Below are 18,323 nucleotides of genomic sequence, written 5' to 3' on the forward strand. Positions count from 1 at the left end.
AGCACCTAGAGTAACAATCTCTAGGTGCTTTGGTTTATCGTGCAGACTTTCCGAATATTAAGGAGGAGTTAGATGGCTACGTTTTATCCATATTTTTTCTGTAACGACGCAAGGCATCAAGCAGATTTTTATGTACATGCATTAGGTGGGGAAATCGTAAGTATTCAGACGTTTGAAGAAGCTCCTGACATGCCAGATGAGATCAAGGATAAAGTCATGCATCTTGTTCTTAATGTGAAAGGGCAGCATGTCTTTATGGCAGATCGAATTGAAGGAGACACTAAGCCGGGTAATCAGCTGGATCTCACCCTTGAATTTAAAAATGAGCAAGAGGCAAGAGAAGTGTTTAACAAACTCTCTGAACAAGGGAGAGTGTATATGCCTTTTGAGAAAATGTTTTGGGGCGCTATGTTTGGAAGGCTTGAAGATCGCTTTGGCGTACGCTGGCAAATTGTCACAGAACATTAAAAAAAGACCGTAGAGAGAGCTCTCTACGGTCTTTTTTGTTCCAACTAATCTTTTTTAGTTTTATCGTATTTTGCACTTCTAGAAGACAATAAAATAAAGTAAGTTAACAAGCTGAAGAAGCAAGCAATAACAAGGGCGTGTAGAAGAGCAATAAATAGGTTTAGTTGTGTCACAATAATCATTGCGCCTAAGAACACTTGAATAATCATAAGAAGAAGTGCAATGTTCCACCCTGTTCTCATTACTCCATTGGATTTATATTGTTTTCTAATTCTAATAAATAGGTAAGCCACCCAAACTAGAATGAATCCAGCTGCTAAGCGGTGTCCCATTTGAACCCACTCATGCATATTAAAGGTTCCAAGTTGCAATGGATTGCTATTATCACAGAACGGCCATCCTGTACACACAACGCTTGCCCCTACGTGACGGACAAGTGCACCTGTATAAACCACAGCCAAAGTGTAAATAGCTAGACTATAAAATTGAATACGTAAGCTTCGATCAATATAGAGCGATTCAGCATCAAATTTCCTATCAATCTCAAAAATTAATAGGGTTAATAAGAATATAGATGCAAATGAAATCAATGAGATCCCAAAATGCATTGCTAAAACAAAATCAGATTGTCCGAATTTAACAGCAGCTGCTCCAATTAATCCTTGTAGAACCAAAAAGAAAATGGATAAAAATGCAAGGAACTTTGTTTCTCGGATATGTCCTATATATCTCCATGCTAGAATGGATAACACTAATACAAATAATCCAACGCCACCGGATACAAGACGGTGAGCCATTTCTATAATAAGTTCTGGTGTAATATTAGATGGGATAATTTGACCGTGACATAGTGGCCAACTTCTTCCACAACCCATACCTGACTCTGTTTTGGTTACTAGCGCACCGCCTATTAGGACAAATAGCATTCCAAGAGACGATAGAACGGAAAGCCATTTTAGTAATTTAATCATAACTCCACCTCTCTGTATATTTAGTGGAACATATCTATATTAATATAAATAAAAAAATAAGTGCAATTATCGAACGTATTGTTCACCAAATCGACACAAACTATATAATACCATGATTGATCATGTGTAGGAAATTATAAAAATATGACTTGAATAAAACACTTGGTTTGTAATGATCAAACCTCTGGTAAGTTTCTATAAGATAACAACGCAGCACTGGGATCTAAAAGTGGTACCTTTATCTCCATTCATTCTATTATTTAAGTTGCTTTCTTATTAATTTCTTACATGTCTTTTATTTATATTTTCACAACAAATGTCAAAAAAGTGCTTGCAATGTAAGCGGTTGTTTGCTAGAAATAAATAGGGGATTTGTTCCGATACTTACAATTCTTACCCAACCGATTATGCTCTCCAACACCTATTGAAACTAAAGTCTCCTAATTCTGATTATAGAGGTGTTCACAGATATTTCACAACTTAAAATATCACTGATTAAATAGATAGAAAATCTATTCCATGATACAATAGTGTGGAATGTTAAGAATCTGTACGTTCATAAAAGTTTTTACAACACGCCCTCCTTTAAAATGTTAGGAGTTTGTTTATACTAAGTAGAATATGAACGAATTGTGAGGGAAGGTTGAAGGAGGAATACGAAGAACGATGAACAATCCAAGGACTGTTGAGTCAACATCACAAGTGATGAATCATTCAGCCAGAGATGAAACCACTTCATCCTTATGGGCTGACATCCTTTCTTTGATTAAGATTGGGATTATAAATTCAAATTTAATGACCGCATTTGCTGGCTTTTGGCTAGCCGTACATTTCACAGAGGCATCTTTCTTTGATCATTGGCAAGCCTTCTTAATGTCTATGATTGGGATTACATTTGTCATCGCAGGTGGTTGCATTATTAACAACTATTACGACCGCGATATTGATAAAGTCATGTCTCGTACGCAAAGTCGTCCTACTGTAACAGGTACGATTTCTTTAAAGCATATCCTTATAATGGGTGTCAGTGTGACATCTCTAGGTCTACTCTTTTTACTATTTACCACTTGGGTAGCTGCTTTAATCGGAGCTTTTGGGTGGTTTACGTATGTGGTTCTTTACACAATGTGGTCAAAAAGAAGATATACGTTAAATACGGTGGTTGGTAGTTTTTCAGGAGCTGTTCCACCTTTAATTGGATGGGCAGCAATTGATCCGGGGTTACACCCTGTAGCATGGGGATTATTTTTCGTCATGTTCATATGGCAAACTCCTCACTTCTTGGCGCTTGCCATGAAGAAAACAGAAGAGTATCGCAAGGCAGGCATACCTATGTTACCTGTCGTTCATGGGTTCTCAATCACTAAACGTCAAATTGTAATATATACAGCATGTTTATTACCATTCCCGTTCTATCTTCATTCTTTAGGGACAGTCTTCGTGGTAATCGCCGCTTTACTTAGTATCGGTTGGTTTGCCATAGGGGTAGCAGGCTTCTTTATGAAGGATGATATGAAATGGGCAACATGGATGTTTGTTTACTCTTTAAATTATTTGACCATTCTATTTGTAGCGATGATTGTTGTTACATTGCCTAACCCTTTTTAAGTTGATCAGGAAAACTCTTAACGAGTTTTCCTGATTCTTAATAATAAAAATTTGCAATATTACAAAGAGAAAGAGAGGTATCTTTAATGAAAGGATGGATGGGAAAGTCTCGCGTTCTGTTCCTTTTTGGCATTATGTTGCTGACCTTGACAGGTTGTGGGCTGCCTAATTTAACAGCTCTAGAGCCTAAGGGGGAAGGCGCTGATGTCATTTATGATCTTATGATGTTAAGCGTTATCATAATGGTCGTAGTAGGGGTCATAGTAATGGCGCTTTATTTCTTCGTCTTGATTCGCTATCGTCAAAAAGAGGACAATCAAGACTACATTCCGAAGCAAACGGAAGGAAACAAATTTCTCGAATTGTTATGGACAGTGGTTCCGATATTATTACTAATTGTTTTGGCTGTACCAACTGTTCAAAAAACATTTATGCTGGCTGACACTACTCCAGCAGAAGAGGACAAAGAAGATGCTGTAACGATTGAAGTAACAGGAAAACAGTATTGGTGGCATTATAATTATAATGGTCTTGAGGTTCAAGCTAGTCAAGATCTCTATATCCCTACTGGGGAACGTGTATACTTAAAATTAGCAGCAAGTGACGTGATCCACTCGTTCTGGGTACCATCAATTGCAGGAAAGATGGATACAAACCCTGGTACTGGAAATGTGAATGAAATGTGGATTAATGCTTATGAAGAGGGCGTTTATTATGGTAAGTGTGCGGAGCTATGTGGTCCTTCACACTCTCTGATGAGCTTTAAAGTAGTTGCAGTAAGCCCGGAAGAATTTGACCAATGGGTAGAAGAGATGAAGAACGTAAACCCTGACGCTACGCCTGAATCTGAATCGGCTCAAGCCGGTAAAGAGCTATTCAATAGTAAAGGCTGTATCGCATGTCATGCGATTGGATCTTCTCCAGCTGCGGCAGGACCTAATCTAACTAACTTTGGTTCTCGTGTGAAAATTGCTGGTATTTTAGACAATAATAAGCAAAACCTTATTGATTGGCTACAACATCCAGAAGAGATTAAACCAGGTAATAAGATGACAGGTAAATACGGGAATACAGATGCCGAGAATCCGCTTACTTCAGAAGAGGCGGAACAACTATCTGACTACTTACTACAGCTTAATCCTACAGAAATTACACCTGAGGATGCTGAAGCACAATAATAGAGAGAAAAGGGAGGTCGTAGCGTGAGTACAGCTACTGCGCAAAAGAAAGGCTTTGGCGCTACCCTATGGGATTACTTGACCACAGTGGATCACAAGAAAATTGCGATTCTATACTTAGTTGCTGGTGGTATCTTCTTCCTTGCGGGTGGATTAGAAGCAATGCTGATTCGAATACAGCTTGCGGTGCCTGACAATGATTTTGTCTCTGCTGGTCTTTATAACCAGCTGATTACAATGCACGGAACTACAATGATCTTTTTAGCTGCAATGCCATTAATCTTTGCATTGATGAACATTGCTGTTCCATTACAGATCGGGGCACGTGACGTTGCATTTCCATTTTTAAACTCATTAGGTTTTTGGCTCTTTTTCTTTGGAGGCGTTTTACTTAATGTTTCTTGGTTTACAGGAGGTGCACCTGATGCTGGTTGGACAGCTTATGCACCGTTGTCCACTACATCACCAGGCCATGGTGTCGATTACTATGTAATGGGTCTTCAAATTTCTGGTGCAGGTACGCTTATAGGAGGAATTAACTTCCTTGTAACAATTGTAAATATGCGTGCACCAGGTATGACATATATGCGTATGCCGCTTTTCACGTGGACCGCATTTGTAACAAGTGTACTTATTCTTTTTGCATTCCCAGCTTTAACGGTTGGGCTGTTCCTTATGATGTTTGATCGTATGTTTGGGGCGAACTTCTTTGATCCTCAAATGGGAGGAAACCATGTCATTTGGGAACACCTATTCTGGATCTTCGGGCACCCAGAAGTATATATTTTGGTGTTACCGATTTTTGGATTGTTTAGTGATATAATATCAACGTTCTCTAAGAAACGTTTATTTGGTTACTCTGCCATGGTTTTTGCTGTAGTCTTAATTGGGTTTCTAGGGTTCATGGTTTGGGCACACCACATGTTCACAACTGGTTTAGGTCCTGTAGCTAACTCTATTTTTGCTATTGCTACAATGGCGATTGCGGTTCCTACTGGTATTAAGATCTTTAACTGGATATTTACCATGTGGGGCGGAAGCATACGAATGACAACACCAATGCTTTGGACTGTAGCCTTTATCCCATCCTTTACTCTTGGAGGATTTGGTGGGGTAATGCTTGCAGCAGCAGCTGCTGACTACCAGTACCATGACACGTACTTTGTTGTTGCACACTTCCACTATGTAATTGTAGGGGGAGTCGTATTTGGAGTTTTTGCGGGTCTGCATTATTGGTGGCCTAAATTCTTTGGTACGATGTTAAGTGAGAAGTTAGGAAAGCTTGCTTTCTGGCCGTTCTTTATTGGTTTCCATTTAACGTTCTTTATACAGCACTTCCTAGGTTTAATGGGAATGCCTCGTCGTTATTGGAAGTTCTTGCCGAACCAAGATCTTGATTTAGGGAACTTGGTGAGTACAATCGGAGCCTTCTTGATGGCCATTGGTGCTGTCATATTCCTGATCAACGTAATCGTGACGTCTATGAAAGGTGAGAAAGTTAGCGGAGACCCTTGGGATGGTCGTACGCTAGAATGGTCAATTCCATCACCACCACCTTTCTATAACTTTACGCAAACACCACTTGTACGTGGTCTTGATCCTTTATGGATTGAAAAGCGTCAAGGTAATGGAAAAATGACTCCAGCTGAGCCACTTGGAGATATACACATGCCGAATAATTCCTTTATTCCATTTGTAATGTCACTTGGTCTATTCATTGCTGGTTTTGGGTTCATTTATCAAGTTGACGACAAAAACTGGTTAATCGTAGGTATTGCCGGTATGCTCATTACACTTGGATCCATGTTTGTAAGATCGGTGAAAGATGACTTAGGCTATCACATTCATAAAGAAGACCTAGAAAAGGGGGCTGGTTCTGAATGAGTAGCGATCAACTACAAAGACTAAAGCCAGGGCAAAGCCCACACGAACCTGAAAAAGCCACCCTCGAAGGGAAAAATAAATTCCTAGGGTTCTGGTTTTTCCTAGGTGGAGAAACTGTATTATTTGCAAGTCTGTTTGGAACGTATTTAGCTTTAAACGGACCTGAGTCCAACACGAGTGGTCCAGGTCCAGCAGAATTATTTGGTCTTGAACTCGTCTTTATTATGACGGTTATTCTACTGACCAGCTCACTAACAAGTGTCTATGCGATATACCATATGAAGAACTTAGACTTTGGTAAGATGCAACTATGGTTAGGAATTACGGTAGCTCTTGGGTTAACGTTCCTTGGTTTAGAGATATATGAGTTTTATGAGTATGTGATGCACGAAGACCATACATTTACATCAGATGCCTTTGGCTCTGCATTCTATGCGCTTGTTGGTTTTCATGGGGGACACGTACTATTTGGACTCCTCTGGATCGTTACGCTAATGGTGCGTAACTCTAAACGAGGTCTTAACTTATACAATGCACCAAAATTTTATATTGCTAGTTTATACTGGCACTTTATCGACGTTGTTTGGGTATTTATCTTTACGGTAGTATACCTAATGGGAAAATTGGGGGGCTAATTTATGGCGAAAAACACCAATTCCACTAGTTATGAGTTTTACAAACAAAAGAACAAAGAAGAAATGAAGTATCAGCTTATTACATTTGCTTTAATGATCATCTTTACGCTCGTGTCGTTTGGGATGGTTATAGCGGAATATAACCCGATGTTTACAATACCGGTCATCATTCTGTTAGCTTGTGTACAAGTAGGATTTCAGCTTTATTACTTCATGCATATGAGCCACAAAGGACACGGATTACCTGCGCTATTTTTATACTCTGGAGTATTTGTAGCACTGCTAACGGTCCTAGCAATGGTTACAATTGTTTGGTGGTAAGAAAAGGAGGTTGGAGAGGGATTCCTCTCCAACTTTTTTTGTCTTTTAATAGTAGGAATTTGTCAAATACTTGTCACTCTTCTATAAAGAACGACGTGGGTTTTCTGAAAAAAATACGGTATAATTGTAATAGGTTATACACCTAAGACAGATACATGGAGTGAGATGAATGTGGTTAGAAATACAAATATTTGGGTTTAGAGCTCTGTGGAGTCCTTATTACTTCTTATTTGTCGTATGTTTGGGCGTGTTGTATTTCCTGATAACAGGTCCATTCAGGAAGCGTTTTGGACAATATGATAAGCCTTCTATCACGCAACAAGTTATGTTTTATACAGGTCTAGCACTCCTCTATGTTATTAAAGGCTCTCCTGTAGATTTATTGGGGCATATTTTATTTACAGCTCATATGTTGCAAATGGCTTTATATTACCTAGTGTTTCCGATCTTAATCATTAAAGGATTGCCATCATGGATGTGGGAGAAGGTATTTTCTGTTCCTATTTTGAAAAATGTTCTCAATCTATTAGCAAAGCCACTTATTGCTTTGCTTTTATTCAATGGACTCTTCTCTTTATATCACATCCCCGTTGTGTTTGATTTTACTAAAACGAATGCATCGGCACATGCAATTGTTACAACGGTTATACTTGTAACGGCATTTCTAGTTTGGTTGCCTATTTTTGCTCCGCTTAAGAAACTAGATACGTTGTCACCGTTACTTAAAATTGGTTTCATCTTTGCTAACGGTGTTTTAATAACACCTGCTTGTGGTCTTATTATTTTCGCTGAGACTCCTTTATATAGCACATACAGCGACGCATCTTCTTGGTCTGAAGCCATGAAACTTTGTGTTCCACCTGGTGTGTTAAATGGGTTATCCTTAGGCGGTCCTGAAATCTTTTCGCCTATGTCTGTTCGTGAAGACCAAGCAACAGGTGGTATTATTATGAAGATCACACAGGAAATTGTTTATGGAACGATTCTGGCTATCATCTTCTTCTCTTGGTTTAATAAAGAGAGTACTAACATTGATCCATTACCAAGTGAATCGAACTAATAGCAGCTCCTCTTTTTAGAGAGAGGAGTTTTTTCTTACATAAAAGAGAATTTGTTTATAAGAGGAGTATTGGGGGGACGGTTATGTTACCAATTTTACCTACGATTAGCACGGCCTTTATTGTAATTAGTGCGATTTTTATCGCAATTGGTTGGGTGCTTATTGCAAAGGGGAATATAGTAGCGCACAAACGTGTTATGATTGCAGGAGCTATAAGTGCGCTTACGTTTTTTATTATTTATCTTTCAAGGACCATTTTTGTGGGGAACACGAGTTTTGGAGGACCAGATGATATAAAAATCTATTACACGCTGTTTTTAATCTTCCATATTATATTGGCCACAACTGGTGGAGTATTCGGCATAGTTACACTCGTTTTAGCCTTTAAACGTAACATTACTAAACACCGTAAACTTGGTCCAATTACAAGTGTAATTTGGTTCTTTACAGCAATAACAGGAGTTGCCGTTTACTTACTGCTTTATGTATTTTATAGTGGTGGAGAAACAACAAGCATGTTAAAAGCAATTCTCGGTTTTTAGTGGGTACCTTCTATCTATTATGAAATAGGTAGAAGGTTTTTTATTTTACGAATCTGTTAACCTTTAGTCTTTTTAATGTTTATAACTGCTTAGTTCAAGAATAGGATAGGATTGTTGAACACTTTATTGTGTATGGTCCGTTACGCTTATTAGTGCTAGGGCAGGCTTGGGGACAACTCGCTTTCCTGCGGGGAGCTGGGAAGCCTCCTCAATCGCTACGCGCTTTCCGGGGTCTTCCCTAGGCTCCTAATCCCGCGGGAGTCTCGCAGTCCCCAAGCCTGCCCTGACGATAAATATGTGAACGAACCTGCTTATTGTTGTTGCTCTCTATCTCCATCTCCTATATGGCACGTTTCCGTATCTCCCCATTCGGCAAAGGTGGGCCTGGAAATTGCGAGACTCCTGCGGGAGAAAGAGGTTGACGAGACCCCGCAGGGTGGTTTTCCCGAGGAGACTAATAAAGAAAGACGAGGTTCGACTAAAACCGTCACGTCCTGTGACAACGTCGAACGACCCCACGTCGTTTGGGGCCGCGGAAAGCGAGTGATTTCCAGGCCCACCTTTCGTTCCATTAATGCTAACGGAAACGTCTTTCCATTTATCGCATAAAATAGGATTGCGTAAAAAATATTATGAGTAAAAGACGGTGATTTGGTTTAACTTATTGAGATAAAAGGTAAGAGTAGTAAAGGAAGAAGCAGTTACATACATAATGGACCTGAATGATTTCCGACTACTTTAAAATGAAAGGTGGCTACAACATTATGAATATAGAAAATCAGCGACTAATGATGACGCCTATAACTATATCTCAGGCTCAGCAGCTGATGGTTAGTCCAGAGAATTATCCAAACTGGCTAAATGTAAAATACGATTCTTTATGGCCCGATGATGGTCTAAAGGCGATGCTTCCAATATATGTTGAATCTTTAGAGAACGATCAGAATGAATATGGATTCGGTCCGTGGATCATTTTACATAAACATAAAGATATGGTCATAGGTGACATCGGCTTTAAAGGGAAGCCAGTTGATGGTGTGGTGGAAATTGGGTACTTCATCTCCAATATTCATCGCAATCAAGGATACGCTAAAGAAGCGATTGACTCAATGGTAAATTGGGCTTTTTCACAAGAAGGGGTAGAAACAATTGCTGCCACATGTACATCGCAAAACGTTCCTTCATGTAAGGTATTAGAAGCAAACGGATTTAAACGTACAGGTGAAGAAGATGGTTTAATCGTTTTTGAAACTCATAAGAAAACTTCTTGGCAAAAATAAAAAAGGTGTTATGGGGCTAATAAAGCCTCATAACACCTTTTTTTATATCTTGTAGTTAAACTTAATTATTCCAGCTTCTTTCGCTGAGTTAAAGGCTATTACAATGAATGGACCTATAAAGAATCCTAATACACCAATCAGTTTTAATCCAAGGTACATGGCGATTAGTGTAGCTAGTGGAGAGAGTCCGATGTGGCGTCCCATAACTTTTGGCTCTACAGTTCGTCGAATGGCTAAAAGGACGATGGCTAGTATAGAAAGTTGTGTTCCCATAGCGATATCGCCAACAATAAAGGCGTATAGAGCCCAAGGTCCAAGTACTGCAATTGAACCAATAATAGGGATGAAATCTATTGCCCAAATAATTAGAGACATCAGGATTGCAACTTTTGGAGAAATATATAGTAAGCCTATTAACGATACAACAAAGATAAGGATACTGACTAAAAACTGAGCTTTGAGAAATCCAAACACAACATAAGAAAGTCGGCTGTTCATAAACCTTACTTTTTCCGCGGTTTTAGATGTCATATGATCGTAAGCTTTTGCTTTCAGTTTTGGTATCTCTAACATAAACAAGAACAAAGCGATTAAGTATACTAGGAAACTAACTAAATAGTTTGGAATCTCAGCCAGGAAATTTCCTATTTTCTTTAACTGGTCATCTACTTTATATTCGCTTGTGTATGTATCAAACTTATCTTTTAGTGTGCCACTTACTTCTTCAACCACTGTAGTTGGGAAACGTTCAACAAATTGATTTGTGTCTTTTGCTCTCTCATCAAAGAAATCTTCCACTTGCTCAAAATAGATAGGAGCGTTGTTAGCAACGTTTATAACTTGTGTAACAGCTTTTGTTACCAACAGGGAGCCTACTAGCCCTACAATAATTAAAAATGTAATGTAGACAATAATCACGGATAGTTTCCGCTTAAAGCGAAATTTGTACTGCAACCATCGTACTAATGGATTTAAAAACAAAGCTGTAAAGAATGCCAGTAAGAGTGGCAAGGATACAGGCAATATAAAATAAGCTCCAATAATCAAGATGATGGTTAAGAAAATCAGAATCCAATGTTTTTTACTCATATAACGGAACAATTTACTTTCAGAAGCTCCTTTCAATCAACACTCTCATAATGAAAATATAGCATGAACATATTCTTTTGAACAGTTAAAAAACTCAAATAAAATACATGTCTTAATGTAATCATACATACCATGGAACGAGAGGGGGGACCGTCCATGTGGAAACAATTCAAAACCTTTGCTACAAAAGGAAATGTGCTTGACCTATCTATTGCAGTAGTTATTGGAGGAGCTTTTGGGAAAATAATTGAATCATTTGTAGACGATATTGTCATGCCTGTTGTTGGTTTATTAATGGGAGGCGTTAACCTCCAGGCGCTACATGTTCAGTTCGCCTTAGGGAAAGGGACTGTATACATTCAGTATGGCGCATTCTTACAGTCTGCAGTCGACTTTTTTATCATAACTTTTGCCATTTTTCTATTTCTTAAAGTCATTTTAAAACTTAAAGGGGAATCAAAAGGTCAAGTCCAGTTTCAGAAAGAAACGACTGATCAAATATTAGGAGATATAAGGGATATTATAAAAGAACAAGCAGAATATCAAGAGAGAGGACATAAATCACCTATTATTCATATACATGATCATAAGGAAAAGACTGCTAACGATTCGAAACGTTAACAGTCTGTGACCTTAATTATTCTTCTGGTATTTTTCAAGCATCTCTTTAGCGCCGTCAAATTGATATTGATCAATTAGCTTTTTAGCCCGGTCAAGCAAGTGTTCATTTTGAAATTCGTCGATCATGTCTTTGACACGATCTAGGACTTTGTTGCTCTTGTCTACAAGCGTATCCGGGAAATCTTCCCCGTCACCGTATTCTACGCCGTGAGGATAATAGTGTTTCCCTAAGAGTGGGGTTAACAGCTGCATTGTAGCGTCGTGCCTATCTACATCTCCTTCAAGAGCATACCCTTGAACGCGTAGATAATACGTTTGGCCTTTTGTTGCCGTATTAATTTTATAATCGTAAGTTACACGTTCGTAGTCCCATTGTCCGCCTCTGACAAAACCAGCTTTCTTCATCAAGTGGTCTAACTTCTTCAGTTCCACGATTGCGCCCTCAATACCTTTACCTTCAATTCTCATGTGTTCCACCTCGCATCATGTCTTTATGTAAACGTGTTCTTACTTAATCATATAAAAAAGTCGCCCAACTTGCAATTATTTACCTATAAAAAGTAAGTTGCCATTCATTTGTTTGGAATTCAACTAACGGCACCACGCACAATAAAGTGTTTCCGCTTCAGTCTTCAACAATTCTGCCCTTTTATTGAAAAAATTATGATAAAGATCAAATACTTCCATGTATTGTGTAAGAAAACATTTATTTAGGACACATTAAAGCGTGGGATGATTATTGAGGCATCCATGAATACTAGAATGGAGGAGATTTGGATGAAGTCAGTTCGAGATATTATGACAACAGATGTAGCTTGCTGCGCATCGGACGATACCCTTTATGAGGCTGCGGTTAAAATGAAAGAACGTAATGTAGGATCGATTCCTGTATGTGATCATCAAAAAAACCTTTTAGGAATGGTAACAGACCGTGACCTCGTCATAAGAGGGTATGCAGGGAAGCATGCAGGTTCAACCGCCATCAAAAAGGTTATGAGTGACCATATGGTTTCTGTGACGCCAGAAACTTCGGTTACAGAGGCTGGAGACTTAATGGCAGATAAACAAATTCGCCGTTTGCCTATAGTTGAAAGCGGAAAGCTAGTAGGCATAGTTTCTCTTGGAGACCTTTCTTTAGATCAAAAATCGAATGAAGCAGCTGGTCATGCATTAGAAGAAATTTCAGAACGTCCAGAACTTCATTAAACCTCCCTAAAGCCCCCTCTATTAGAGGGGGCTTTTTGTTTAGTGATTTATATCATAATTTAGTGTGTTTGCTATTATATTAGACTATCAAGCATGGAGGGAGCGTGAAAGCTTGAAGAGAACCTTTGTAATTAGTTTCTTTTTCTCACTTGTTATTGTTGTATATCTAATAGGGACAAACGTCATGACCGAAGAACCTAATAAATCCATAGCCCCAACTTTAGAAGTGACAGGAAAGAATGAGGAAGATAAAGCAAAAATCCTCGCAGTTCCAACTAACTCTTCTCTTAAAGTTAGGGAACACTTTTCTTCTATGCCTATAAATGAACTCATTGGTAAGACCGCTAGGGAAATAGAATCTTTAGTAGGGAAAGCTGATCGAAAAGATCCGACCCCTTATGGATATGAGTGGTGGATTTATGAGAACAGCCAAAATTATTACCAAGTTGGTATGAAGCAAAGCAAAGTAGTAGCTGTGTACGGGATCGGTCCCTCTATCGAACTTAAATCTATTAAGATTGGTCAACCAAGAGACGAGATTGAAGAAATTCTGTCTTTAAAAGAAGAGGTGGAAGTTGTTACAGGAGAGGGTTCTTTTCTTTTTACTTTAACAAATGAAGACTACATTCAGAGACCTCTTGCTAAATTGGATGACACTGTAGTTATGCAGTTGTACTTTGATTCCATTACGAATAGGTTGTCATCTGTTCGTTTGTTAACGAATGAGATTATACTATTACATCGTCCTTACAACGTTTCTTATTCAGGGCGACTGCCTGACCTACCATTTATAATGGATGAGGATTGGGCAGCAATCGAAAACGGAATGGAGAAACAGATTCATGCAATATCAAACCAAATTCGAAATCAGTTTGATAAAGAAAGGCTAGTTTGGGACGAGTTAACGGCAGGAGTTGCATTTAGACATAGTAAAGATATGGCTATCCATAATTATTTTTCCCATATCTCGCTTGATGGAGACGGTCTGGAAGAACGTTTAAGAGAGAGTAAGATACAATATGTATCAGCTGGAGAGAATATTGCTGCTCAGTACCCAGATGCCCCAGCAGTTGTAGAGGGGTGGTTAAATAGCGAAGGGCACAGGGAAGCTTTATTAAATGAAGACTACACACACCTTGGTGTAGGGGTTTATCGATATTATTATACCCAGAATTTTCTCGAACATCCCTACTAGGCATATGCACATGACTCTTCTGTCACTCATATACTACCTATAAAGAAAGATATAAATGTGAGGTGGTACAGAATGAGTTCAAACCTACATCCGTCTGTTGCGGAGTTTAAGGAATTTACTGGACGTTACCCTAAGTTAATTAAGCATGTGCGAGATCATCAGGAGAGTTGGCAACCATATTATGAAAAGTGGGTACTACTAGGGGAAGATGATCCTTATTGGAATCAGTTTACCGAGGAGGAAGAGCAAGGAAAAACGAATGAGGAACAAACCGAGGAGAAAGAAGATCAAGCTTCTACAAATAACAAAGAAATGATGGGGCAGTTTATGAATATGATTGAGAATGTAGATTTAAACAAAGTACAGGGTCATATTCAACAATTAAATGGAGCGATATCAAACATTCAAAATCTTGTAGGGCAATTCCAAGAGATGAAGAAGACCAATCCGACTAAAGGCAACGCACCTAAAAAATCGCCATTTGGTTTCGGGCGTGATTAAGGAGGAAGCTTGTGCAACCAGGTGTTTATCAATATTTAAATAATCGACCTGATTTAATAAATTTTATTCGTCAAAACCCTAAATGGTATCGTAAAATCACGCGTGACCCTGGGGTTTTGCCAACTATGGAAGAAGAAGCGAAATACTTCTTTGGAAAAACGGCTTCTCAAAAAATGGAGAGAATGACGAATCAATTACAAATGGTTCAAATGCTTATGCAAATGGCCCAGGCGATGAAAGAGTAAAAAATGTTCATAAATATTTCGTTTTTCTAAAAGGATTTGGTAAAATAGTAAGTGGAGGTGATTTACTTGCTAGCTACTTCAGAGACAGTTGAAATTCTGGATCAAAGTGAACAGTTAGGAAAGTTGGTATCAGGTTCAGATGTATATGAAAGATACCTCCAAGCCAAACAAGATATGGAGCGGGATCGAGAGGCTCAGCGCCTGATTCGTGCTTTTCAAGATAGTAAAACACAGTATGAAGAGGTTGAGAGATTCGGTCGATATCATCCTGATTATAACCAAATTATGAAGGCGGTTCGTCAGAAAAAGCGTGATATGGATATGAATGATTATGTAGCCGCTTATAAGGTAGCGGAACGTGAGCTACAGAAGTTGCTTGATGAACTTAGCCAAATCATTGCCGGAAGCATAAGTCCGCAAATTAAAGTTCCAAAAGACGGAGCGGTATTTCAAGATACAGGCGGCGGTTGTGGTTGCGGTAGTGGCGGCGGTTGTGGCTGTTCTTAACCCCTGTTACTGGAATCGAATACAGTCTGTGCACATGTTTCCGCAACAAAACATTTTTTGCTGAGGAACAAGGAAACGGACCCGATACACATATAGCGCCTCATGCTCTCTCACGAAGCTCATAGAGAGGGTGAGGCGTTTTCCTTTCATAGCAGAAGCTGCAGCTTTTTTAAGACTACCTTCAACCACCCTTCTTTCAGTTTGGGTAGAAGCAGTTACATATACAAAAGGTATTCCTGCAATTGTCTTTTTGTGACATGTAAGGATGCATGGGTCGTGATTTAATGTCAGCATGAATAGGTGCCAAGCTGTTTCTACATCTGTCATTACCATACCCCCTAGTTATAAAAGTTCGTTATTCTGTAATTGAACCTTTTCGCAATATTTGCTAAACTAATTTAAAACCATTTATGAAAGAGGATGCCCTATGTTTACAAAGAGACAAGGATTAGTCATATGGTTTCAACATATGAAAAATATCCGCCAAATTAAACGTTATGGTCATTTAGTACATGCATCAAAAAAACATAAGTATGCTCTTTTATACGTCAATCAAGACGAAATAGAAGACGTTATGACTAAACTTTCTAAACTTCATTATATCCAGAAGGTAGAGCCTTCTTACAAACCTTTTATTCGAACAGAGTATGAAAATTCAAAACCGGATAAAGCAAAAGAGTATGATTATAAATACGGTAGTATATAAAAAGAGCATGGGATGATGGTCCCGTGCTCTTTTTAATATTTAACTCATAGGAGCAATGTAGCGGTTCATTCGTAGTATACCGATTAAGTGCTGATAAAATAGTTCACGCTCACCAAATATTTGACTAGGTTGAACCGTGAGCTCAATTATATCCTTCTGAAGTTCATTAGCTAGACTTTCGAATAAGTCAAATCGTTTATTAGGAATATCATGTGGATATGGAATCCCTTCACGACAAATATAAAGTGGTTGAAAATCTCCTGGAGTTGTAGGTTTCATTACAACAACGAGGGAAGTGCGCTTCTCTTCACCTGTAGTTGTGTGAAATGCCATCAGATGTTGTATGCGCTCAGGCATACTTCTGCTTAATGTAAGTAGTTCGTATAAGTCGGAATATCCTTGACCTAATTCAATAAAACGTTGAATCATATAGCCACCTCTTTCATGATCATCTCTTATGATACAATAGCAAAAAATAAAGAGGATGGATAGATTTTATTGTAAACCGCTTGAAATATTGAGGAGTTACAAACTAATGATAAAGAAATCTTTACTTTACACAACCCCGCTAATATTTTTACTCACACTCCTTGTCTTATATCAGTGGAGTGTGTATACCTATGGTGATCAAGAGGCAGAAACACCTCTATCTTCTCATAAAGCAAATATACGAGTCCTTCACGATGGTGATCGTATTTATGTGGAGCAATCTATTGAAGCTATTAAGGAAGGAACTTATACAGTAAGGATTCCAGAAGGTATCGGCAGCTTGGAATGTTATTATGAAGAGGGTCAGAGTCAGACTTGTTTATTAGAAAGCTCTCCTGAGACAGTTACTGTTTCTTCTAATAAGGAGCTTCATTTCACGTATGAACTTCCTTTTCAAGAAGAGGGCTTTGCTTCTGGTGTTTGGTTCATTCAGTTAGCAAGGAATGATTCTACACTACCAATGGACATGAATGTATCAATTACAGAGAAACAGCCTGATAGTTGGATTTGGATAAGCTCTGCAGTAAAGGAGGCCAAAATAAAGAAAGACCATATTGATTTTTATCAGTGGGATGAAAAGAAAGCAACTCATTTTCCACTATACTCTCTAGAGGCAGAAGGTTATTCAGAATATCAAAAAGGTCCTATTACATTCTATTCTAAAAATAGTCTGCCTGAACATACTTTAAATAAAATACAAAATATATATGAACAATTATCTGAAGAGCCCTTGGTTGTAGCGGTCGGAGACAAGTCTAAAGCATCTGACCAAGGTGTATTGCATGTTTCATCACTAAACGAACATAGCTTTAAAGAAGCCTGGTATCATTGGATGTTTACTGCAGGGGCTAGTGTCCCTGATGAGATGAATTGGCTAATAGATTCATTAGTAGCTTATTCTGCTAATACAAGTTCGGATACGGAAAAAGGGAAGAAGATAAAGGCAGCATTAACAGGGCAGCTCACAGAAGTAGAAAAAAAGGAATTTTTAATGCTTCTCTCAAAAAAAGATAAAATTCAAACACCACTTTACTTCGATCAAACGCTTGGAAAAGTAAAGGGTCTCGAAACATCATTCTTTCAAGAAAATATTTCCTTCGGGAAGCCTTTTGTTCCTTTATACTTTTATGAAGCAAAAGAAATTCTCTTAAACAATGATCCTGTTAAAGTTAACTGGAGGCCGATAAAAATAAAGAGCGAACGTTTCTATCCTTTGGGTGGTTTAGCTACATTAACAAATATGGAAGTGACAGCCATTCCTAGTGAAAATGTATACATAGTAAGAAAAGAAGATAATACTTGGAGATTCTCTCTTAATCAACGAACCTTTATTGAAAACGAAGAATCTTTCGGTATAGCTAGTAAGGTGCTCATCGAAGTGAATAAGGATGTGTATATGAAAGAGCGGTATATAAAAGAAATATTAGGGATAAGTGTGCGAGAAGACGATCAAAGTCTTCATCTTATTGAATAAAAAAGCCTGCAGACATTTGTCTGCAGGCACCTTTTTTGATTTAATTCACATCAAACCAAAAAGGCAAAGGGAGAGGAGAAACCGGAGGAAGAACTTATGGGGAACGTAAGTCTTCTCCGTCTTCGGGAACGATTAGGAGGAACCCTAACCGTTCCTTAGACAGTATGAGCGGTTCTGGTTCGATTTATACACATATATTAAATTTAATTGTAGGGTTATTGGAAAATGTGAAACGCAAATCAATTATGCTTCTTATAAAGTGCTCGTAACGATCTTAAAAGCAAGTCTTTATTATTTGCGGCAAAAGCTTCGTAAAGAGAAAGATTCAAGGATAAAGTGTGAA

At 38.4% G+C, this 18,323-nt stretch carries 21 protein-coding genes and 1 pseudogene; 17 read left to right on the forward strand and 5 right to left on the reverse strand.

Annotated elements, in window-relative coordinates:
• The first annotated feature begins 72 nt into the window (after positions 1 to 72).
• Complete coding sequence (locus ACYX4O_RS08465) at positions 73 to 468, forward strand: VOC family protein (protein ID WP_476356328.1); 396 nt, start codon at positions 73 to 75, stop codon at positions 466 to 468.
• Positions 469 to 512: 44 nt separating this feature from the next.
• Here ACYX4O_RS08465 and ACYX4O_RS08470 read toward each other — a convergent pair whose 3' ends face one another.
• Entirely contained in the window at positions 513 to 1,439 is a 927-nt protein-coding gene (locus tag ACYX4O_RS08470; RefSeq protein WP_476356330.1) for a COX15/CtaA family protein, read from the reverse strand.
• A 666-nt stretch (positions 1,440 to 2,105) separates the two neighbouring features.
• On the opposite strand from ACYX4O_RS08470, the gene cyoE reads away from it, so the two are divergent.
• The 8 genes from cyoE (at position 2,106) to ACYX4O_RS08510 (ending at position 9,947) form a co-directional block, all read left to right on the forward strand.
• Positions 2,106 to 3,047, forward strand: coding sequence for a heme o synthase (gene cyoE / locus ACYX4O_RS08475; RefSeq protein ID WP_476356332.1), 942 nt, complete (start codon positions 2,106 to 2,108; stop codon positions 3,045 to 3,047).
• Positions 3,048 to 3,133: 86 nt separating this feature from the next.
• Positions 3,134 to 4,225, forward strand: a complete 1,092-nt coding sequence (coxB, locus tag ACYX4O_RS08480; RefSeq protein ID WP_476356334.1) for a cytochrome c oxidase subunit II — start codon at positions 3,134 to 3,136, stop codon at positions 4,223 to 4,225.
• A 24-nt stretch (positions 4,226 to 4,249) separates the two neighbouring features.
• On the forward strand, positions 4,250 to 6,109 hold the full coding sequence (ctaD, locus tag ACYX4O_RS08485; RefSeq protein ID WP_476356336.1) for a cytochrome c oxidase subunit I: 1,860 nt from the start codon (positions 4,250 to 4,252) through the stop codon (positions 6,107 to 6,109).
• Positions 6,106 to 6,744 (forward strand): cytochrome (ubi)quinol oxidase subunit III, encoded by a 639-nt coding sequence (locus ACYX4O_RS08490; protein WP_188654905.1) that lies wholly within the window; start codon positions 6,106 to 6,108, stop codon positions 6,742 to 6,744. Before ctaD ends, ACYX4O_RS08490 begins: the two co-directional genes overlap by 4 nt.
• Positions 6,745 to 6,747: 3 nt before the next feature.
• Positions 6,748 to 7,065 carry a cytochrome c oxidase subunit IVB gene (gene ctaF, locus ACYX4O_RS08495; RefSeq protein WP_188654903.1) on the forward strand — a complete coding sequence of 106 codons (318 nt, stop codon included), beginning with the start codon at positions 6,748 to 6,750 and terminating at the stop codon, positions 7,063 to 7,065.
• Between the two features lie 169 nt (positions 7,066 to 7,234).
• Positions 7,235 to 8,125, forward strand: coding sequence for a cytochrome c oxidase assembly factor CtaG (ctaG, locus tag ACYX4O_RS08500; protein ID WP_476356339.1), 891 nt, complete (start codon positions 7,235 to 7,237; stop codon positions 8,123 to 8,125).
• Positions 8,126 to 8,208: 83 nt separating this feature from the next.
• Positions 8,209 to 8,667: a DUF420 domain-containing protein gene (locus tag ACYX4O_RS08505; RefSeq protein WP_476356341.1), complete on the forward strand. Its 459-nt coding sequence runs from the start codon at positions 8,209 to 8,211 to the stop codon at positions 8,665 to 8,667.
• A 764-nt stretch (positions 8,668 to 9,431) separates the two neighbouring features.
• A complete protein-coding gene (locus tag ACYX4O_RS08510) occupies positions 9,432 to 9,947 on the forward strand; it encodes a GNAT family N-acetyltransferase (RefSeq protein ID WP_476356343.1) in 516 nt (171 codons plus the stop codon).
• Between the two features lie 42 nt (positions 9,948 to 9,989).
• Here the strand turns inward: ACYX4O_RS08510 and ytvI are convergent, their stop codons facing one another.
• On the reverse strand, positions 9,990 to 11,036 hold the full coding sequence (gene ytvI, locus ACYX4O_RS08515) for a sporulation integral membrane protein YtvI (protein WP_476356345.1): 1,047 nt from the start codon (positions 11,034 to 11,036) through the stop codon (positions 9,990 to 9,992).
• A 156-nt stretch (positions 11,037 to 11,192) separates the two neighbouring features.
• Here ytvI and mscL point away from each other — a divergent pair.
• Positions 11,193 to 11,570, forward strand: a pseudogene (gene mscL, locus ACYX4O_RS08520) (large conductance mechanosensitive channel protein MscL); the annotation flags it as partial.
• A 99-nt stretch (positions 11,571 to 11,669) separates the two neighbouring features.
• Here mscL and ACYX4O_RS08525 read toward each other — a convergent pair.
• Positions 11,670 to 12,125 carry a YugN family protein gene (locus ACYX4O_RS08525; protein WP_476356347.1) on the reverse strand — a complete coding sequence of 152 codons (456 nt, stop codon included), beginning with the start codon at positions 12,123 to 12,125 and terminating at the stop codon, positions 11,670 to 11,672.
• A gap of 309 nt (positions 12,126 to 12,434) precedes the next feature.
• On the opposite strand from ACYX4O_RS08525, the gene ACYX4O_RS08530 reads away from it, so the two are divergent.
• The 5 genes from ACYX4O_RS08530 to ACYX4O_RS08550 all read left to right on the forward strand — a co-directional run bounded on the left by ACYX4O_RS08530 (position 12,435) and on the right by ACYX4O_RS08550 (position 15,311).
• Entirely contained in the window at positions 12,435 to 12,863 is a 429-nt protein-coding gene (locus ACYX4O_RS08530; protein ID WP_476356348.1) for a CBS domain-containing protein, read from the forward strand.
• 64 nt (positions 12,864 to 12,927) lie between these two features.
• Positions 12,928 to 14,058 (forward strand): CAP domain-containing protein, encoded by a 1,131-nt coding sequence (locus ACYX4O_RS08535; protein WP_476356350.1) that lies wholly within the window; start codon positions 12,928 to 12,930, stop codon positions 14,056 to 14,058.
• A 72-nt stretch (positions 14,059 to 14,130) separates the two neighbouring features.
• Positions 14,131 to 14,559 (forward strand): spore coat protein YlbD, encoded by a 429-nt coding sequence (ylbD, locus tag ACYX4O_RS08540; protein WP_476356352.1) that lies wholly within the window; start codon positions 14,131 to 14,133, stop codon positions 14,557 to 14,559.
• 11 nt (positions 14,560 to 14,570) lie between these two features.
• Complete coding sequence (locus tag ACYX4O_RS08545; RefSeq protein ID WP_476356354.1) at positions 14,571 to 14,804, forward strand: YlbE-like family protein; 234 nt, start codon at positions 14,571 to 14,573, stop codon at positions 14,802 to 14,804.
• Positions 14,805 to 14,870: 66 nt separating this feature from the next.
• A complete protein-coding gene (locus ACYX4O_RS08550) occupies positions 14,871 to 15,311 on the forward strand; it encodes a YlbF/YmcA family competence regulator (protein WP_036780851.1) in 441 nt (146 codons plus the stop codon).
• Positions 15,312 to 15,317: 6 nt separating this feature from the next.
• Here the strand turns inward: ACYX4O_RS08550 and ACYX4O_RS08555 are convergent, their stop codons facing one another.
• Positions 15,318 to 15,638 carry a hypothetical protein gene (locus ACYX4O_RS08555; protein ID WP_476356356.1) on the reverse strand — a complete coding sequence of 107 codons (321 nt, stop codon included), beginning with the start codon at positions 15,636 to 15,638 and terminating at the stop codon, positions 15,318 to 15,320.
• 100 nt (positions 15,639 to 15,738) lie between these two features.
• Between ACYX4O_RS08555 and ACYX4O_RS08560 the strand changes: the two genes are divergently transcribed.
• Positions 15,739 to 16,017 carry a YlbG family protein gene (locus ACYX4O_RS08560; RefSeq protein ID WP_036780847.1) on the forward strand — a complete coding sequence of 93 codons (279 nt, stop codon included), beginning with the start codon at positions 15,739 to 15,741 and terminating at the stop codon, positions 16,015 to 16,017.
• 39 nt (positions 16,018 to 16,056) lie between these two features.
• Here ACYX4O_RS08560 and ACYX4O_RS08565 read toward each other — a convergent pair whose 3' ends face one another.
• Positions 16,057 to 16,446 (reverse strand): DUF7147 family protein, encoded by a 390-nt coding sequence (locus ACYX4O_RS08565; protein ID WP_476356359.1) that lies wholly within the window; start codon positions 16,444 to 16,446, stop codon positions 16,057 to 16,059.
• A gap of 106 nt (positions 16,447 to 16,552) precedes the next feature.
• On the opposite strand from ACYX4O_RS08565, the gene ACYX4O_RS08570 reads away from it, so the two are divergent.
• The gene (locus tag ACYX4O_RS08570; protein WP_476356361.1) at positions 16,553 to 17,980 is read left to right on the forward strand and encodes a stalk domain-containing protein; all 1,428 of its coding nucleotides are present in this window, start codon (positions 16,553 to 16,555) and stop codon (positions 17,978 to 17,980) included.
• Positions 17,981 to 18,323 lie beyond the last annotated feature (343 nt).

It is taken from the genome of Pontibacillus sp. ABV4_188 (genome assembly GCF_056311905.1).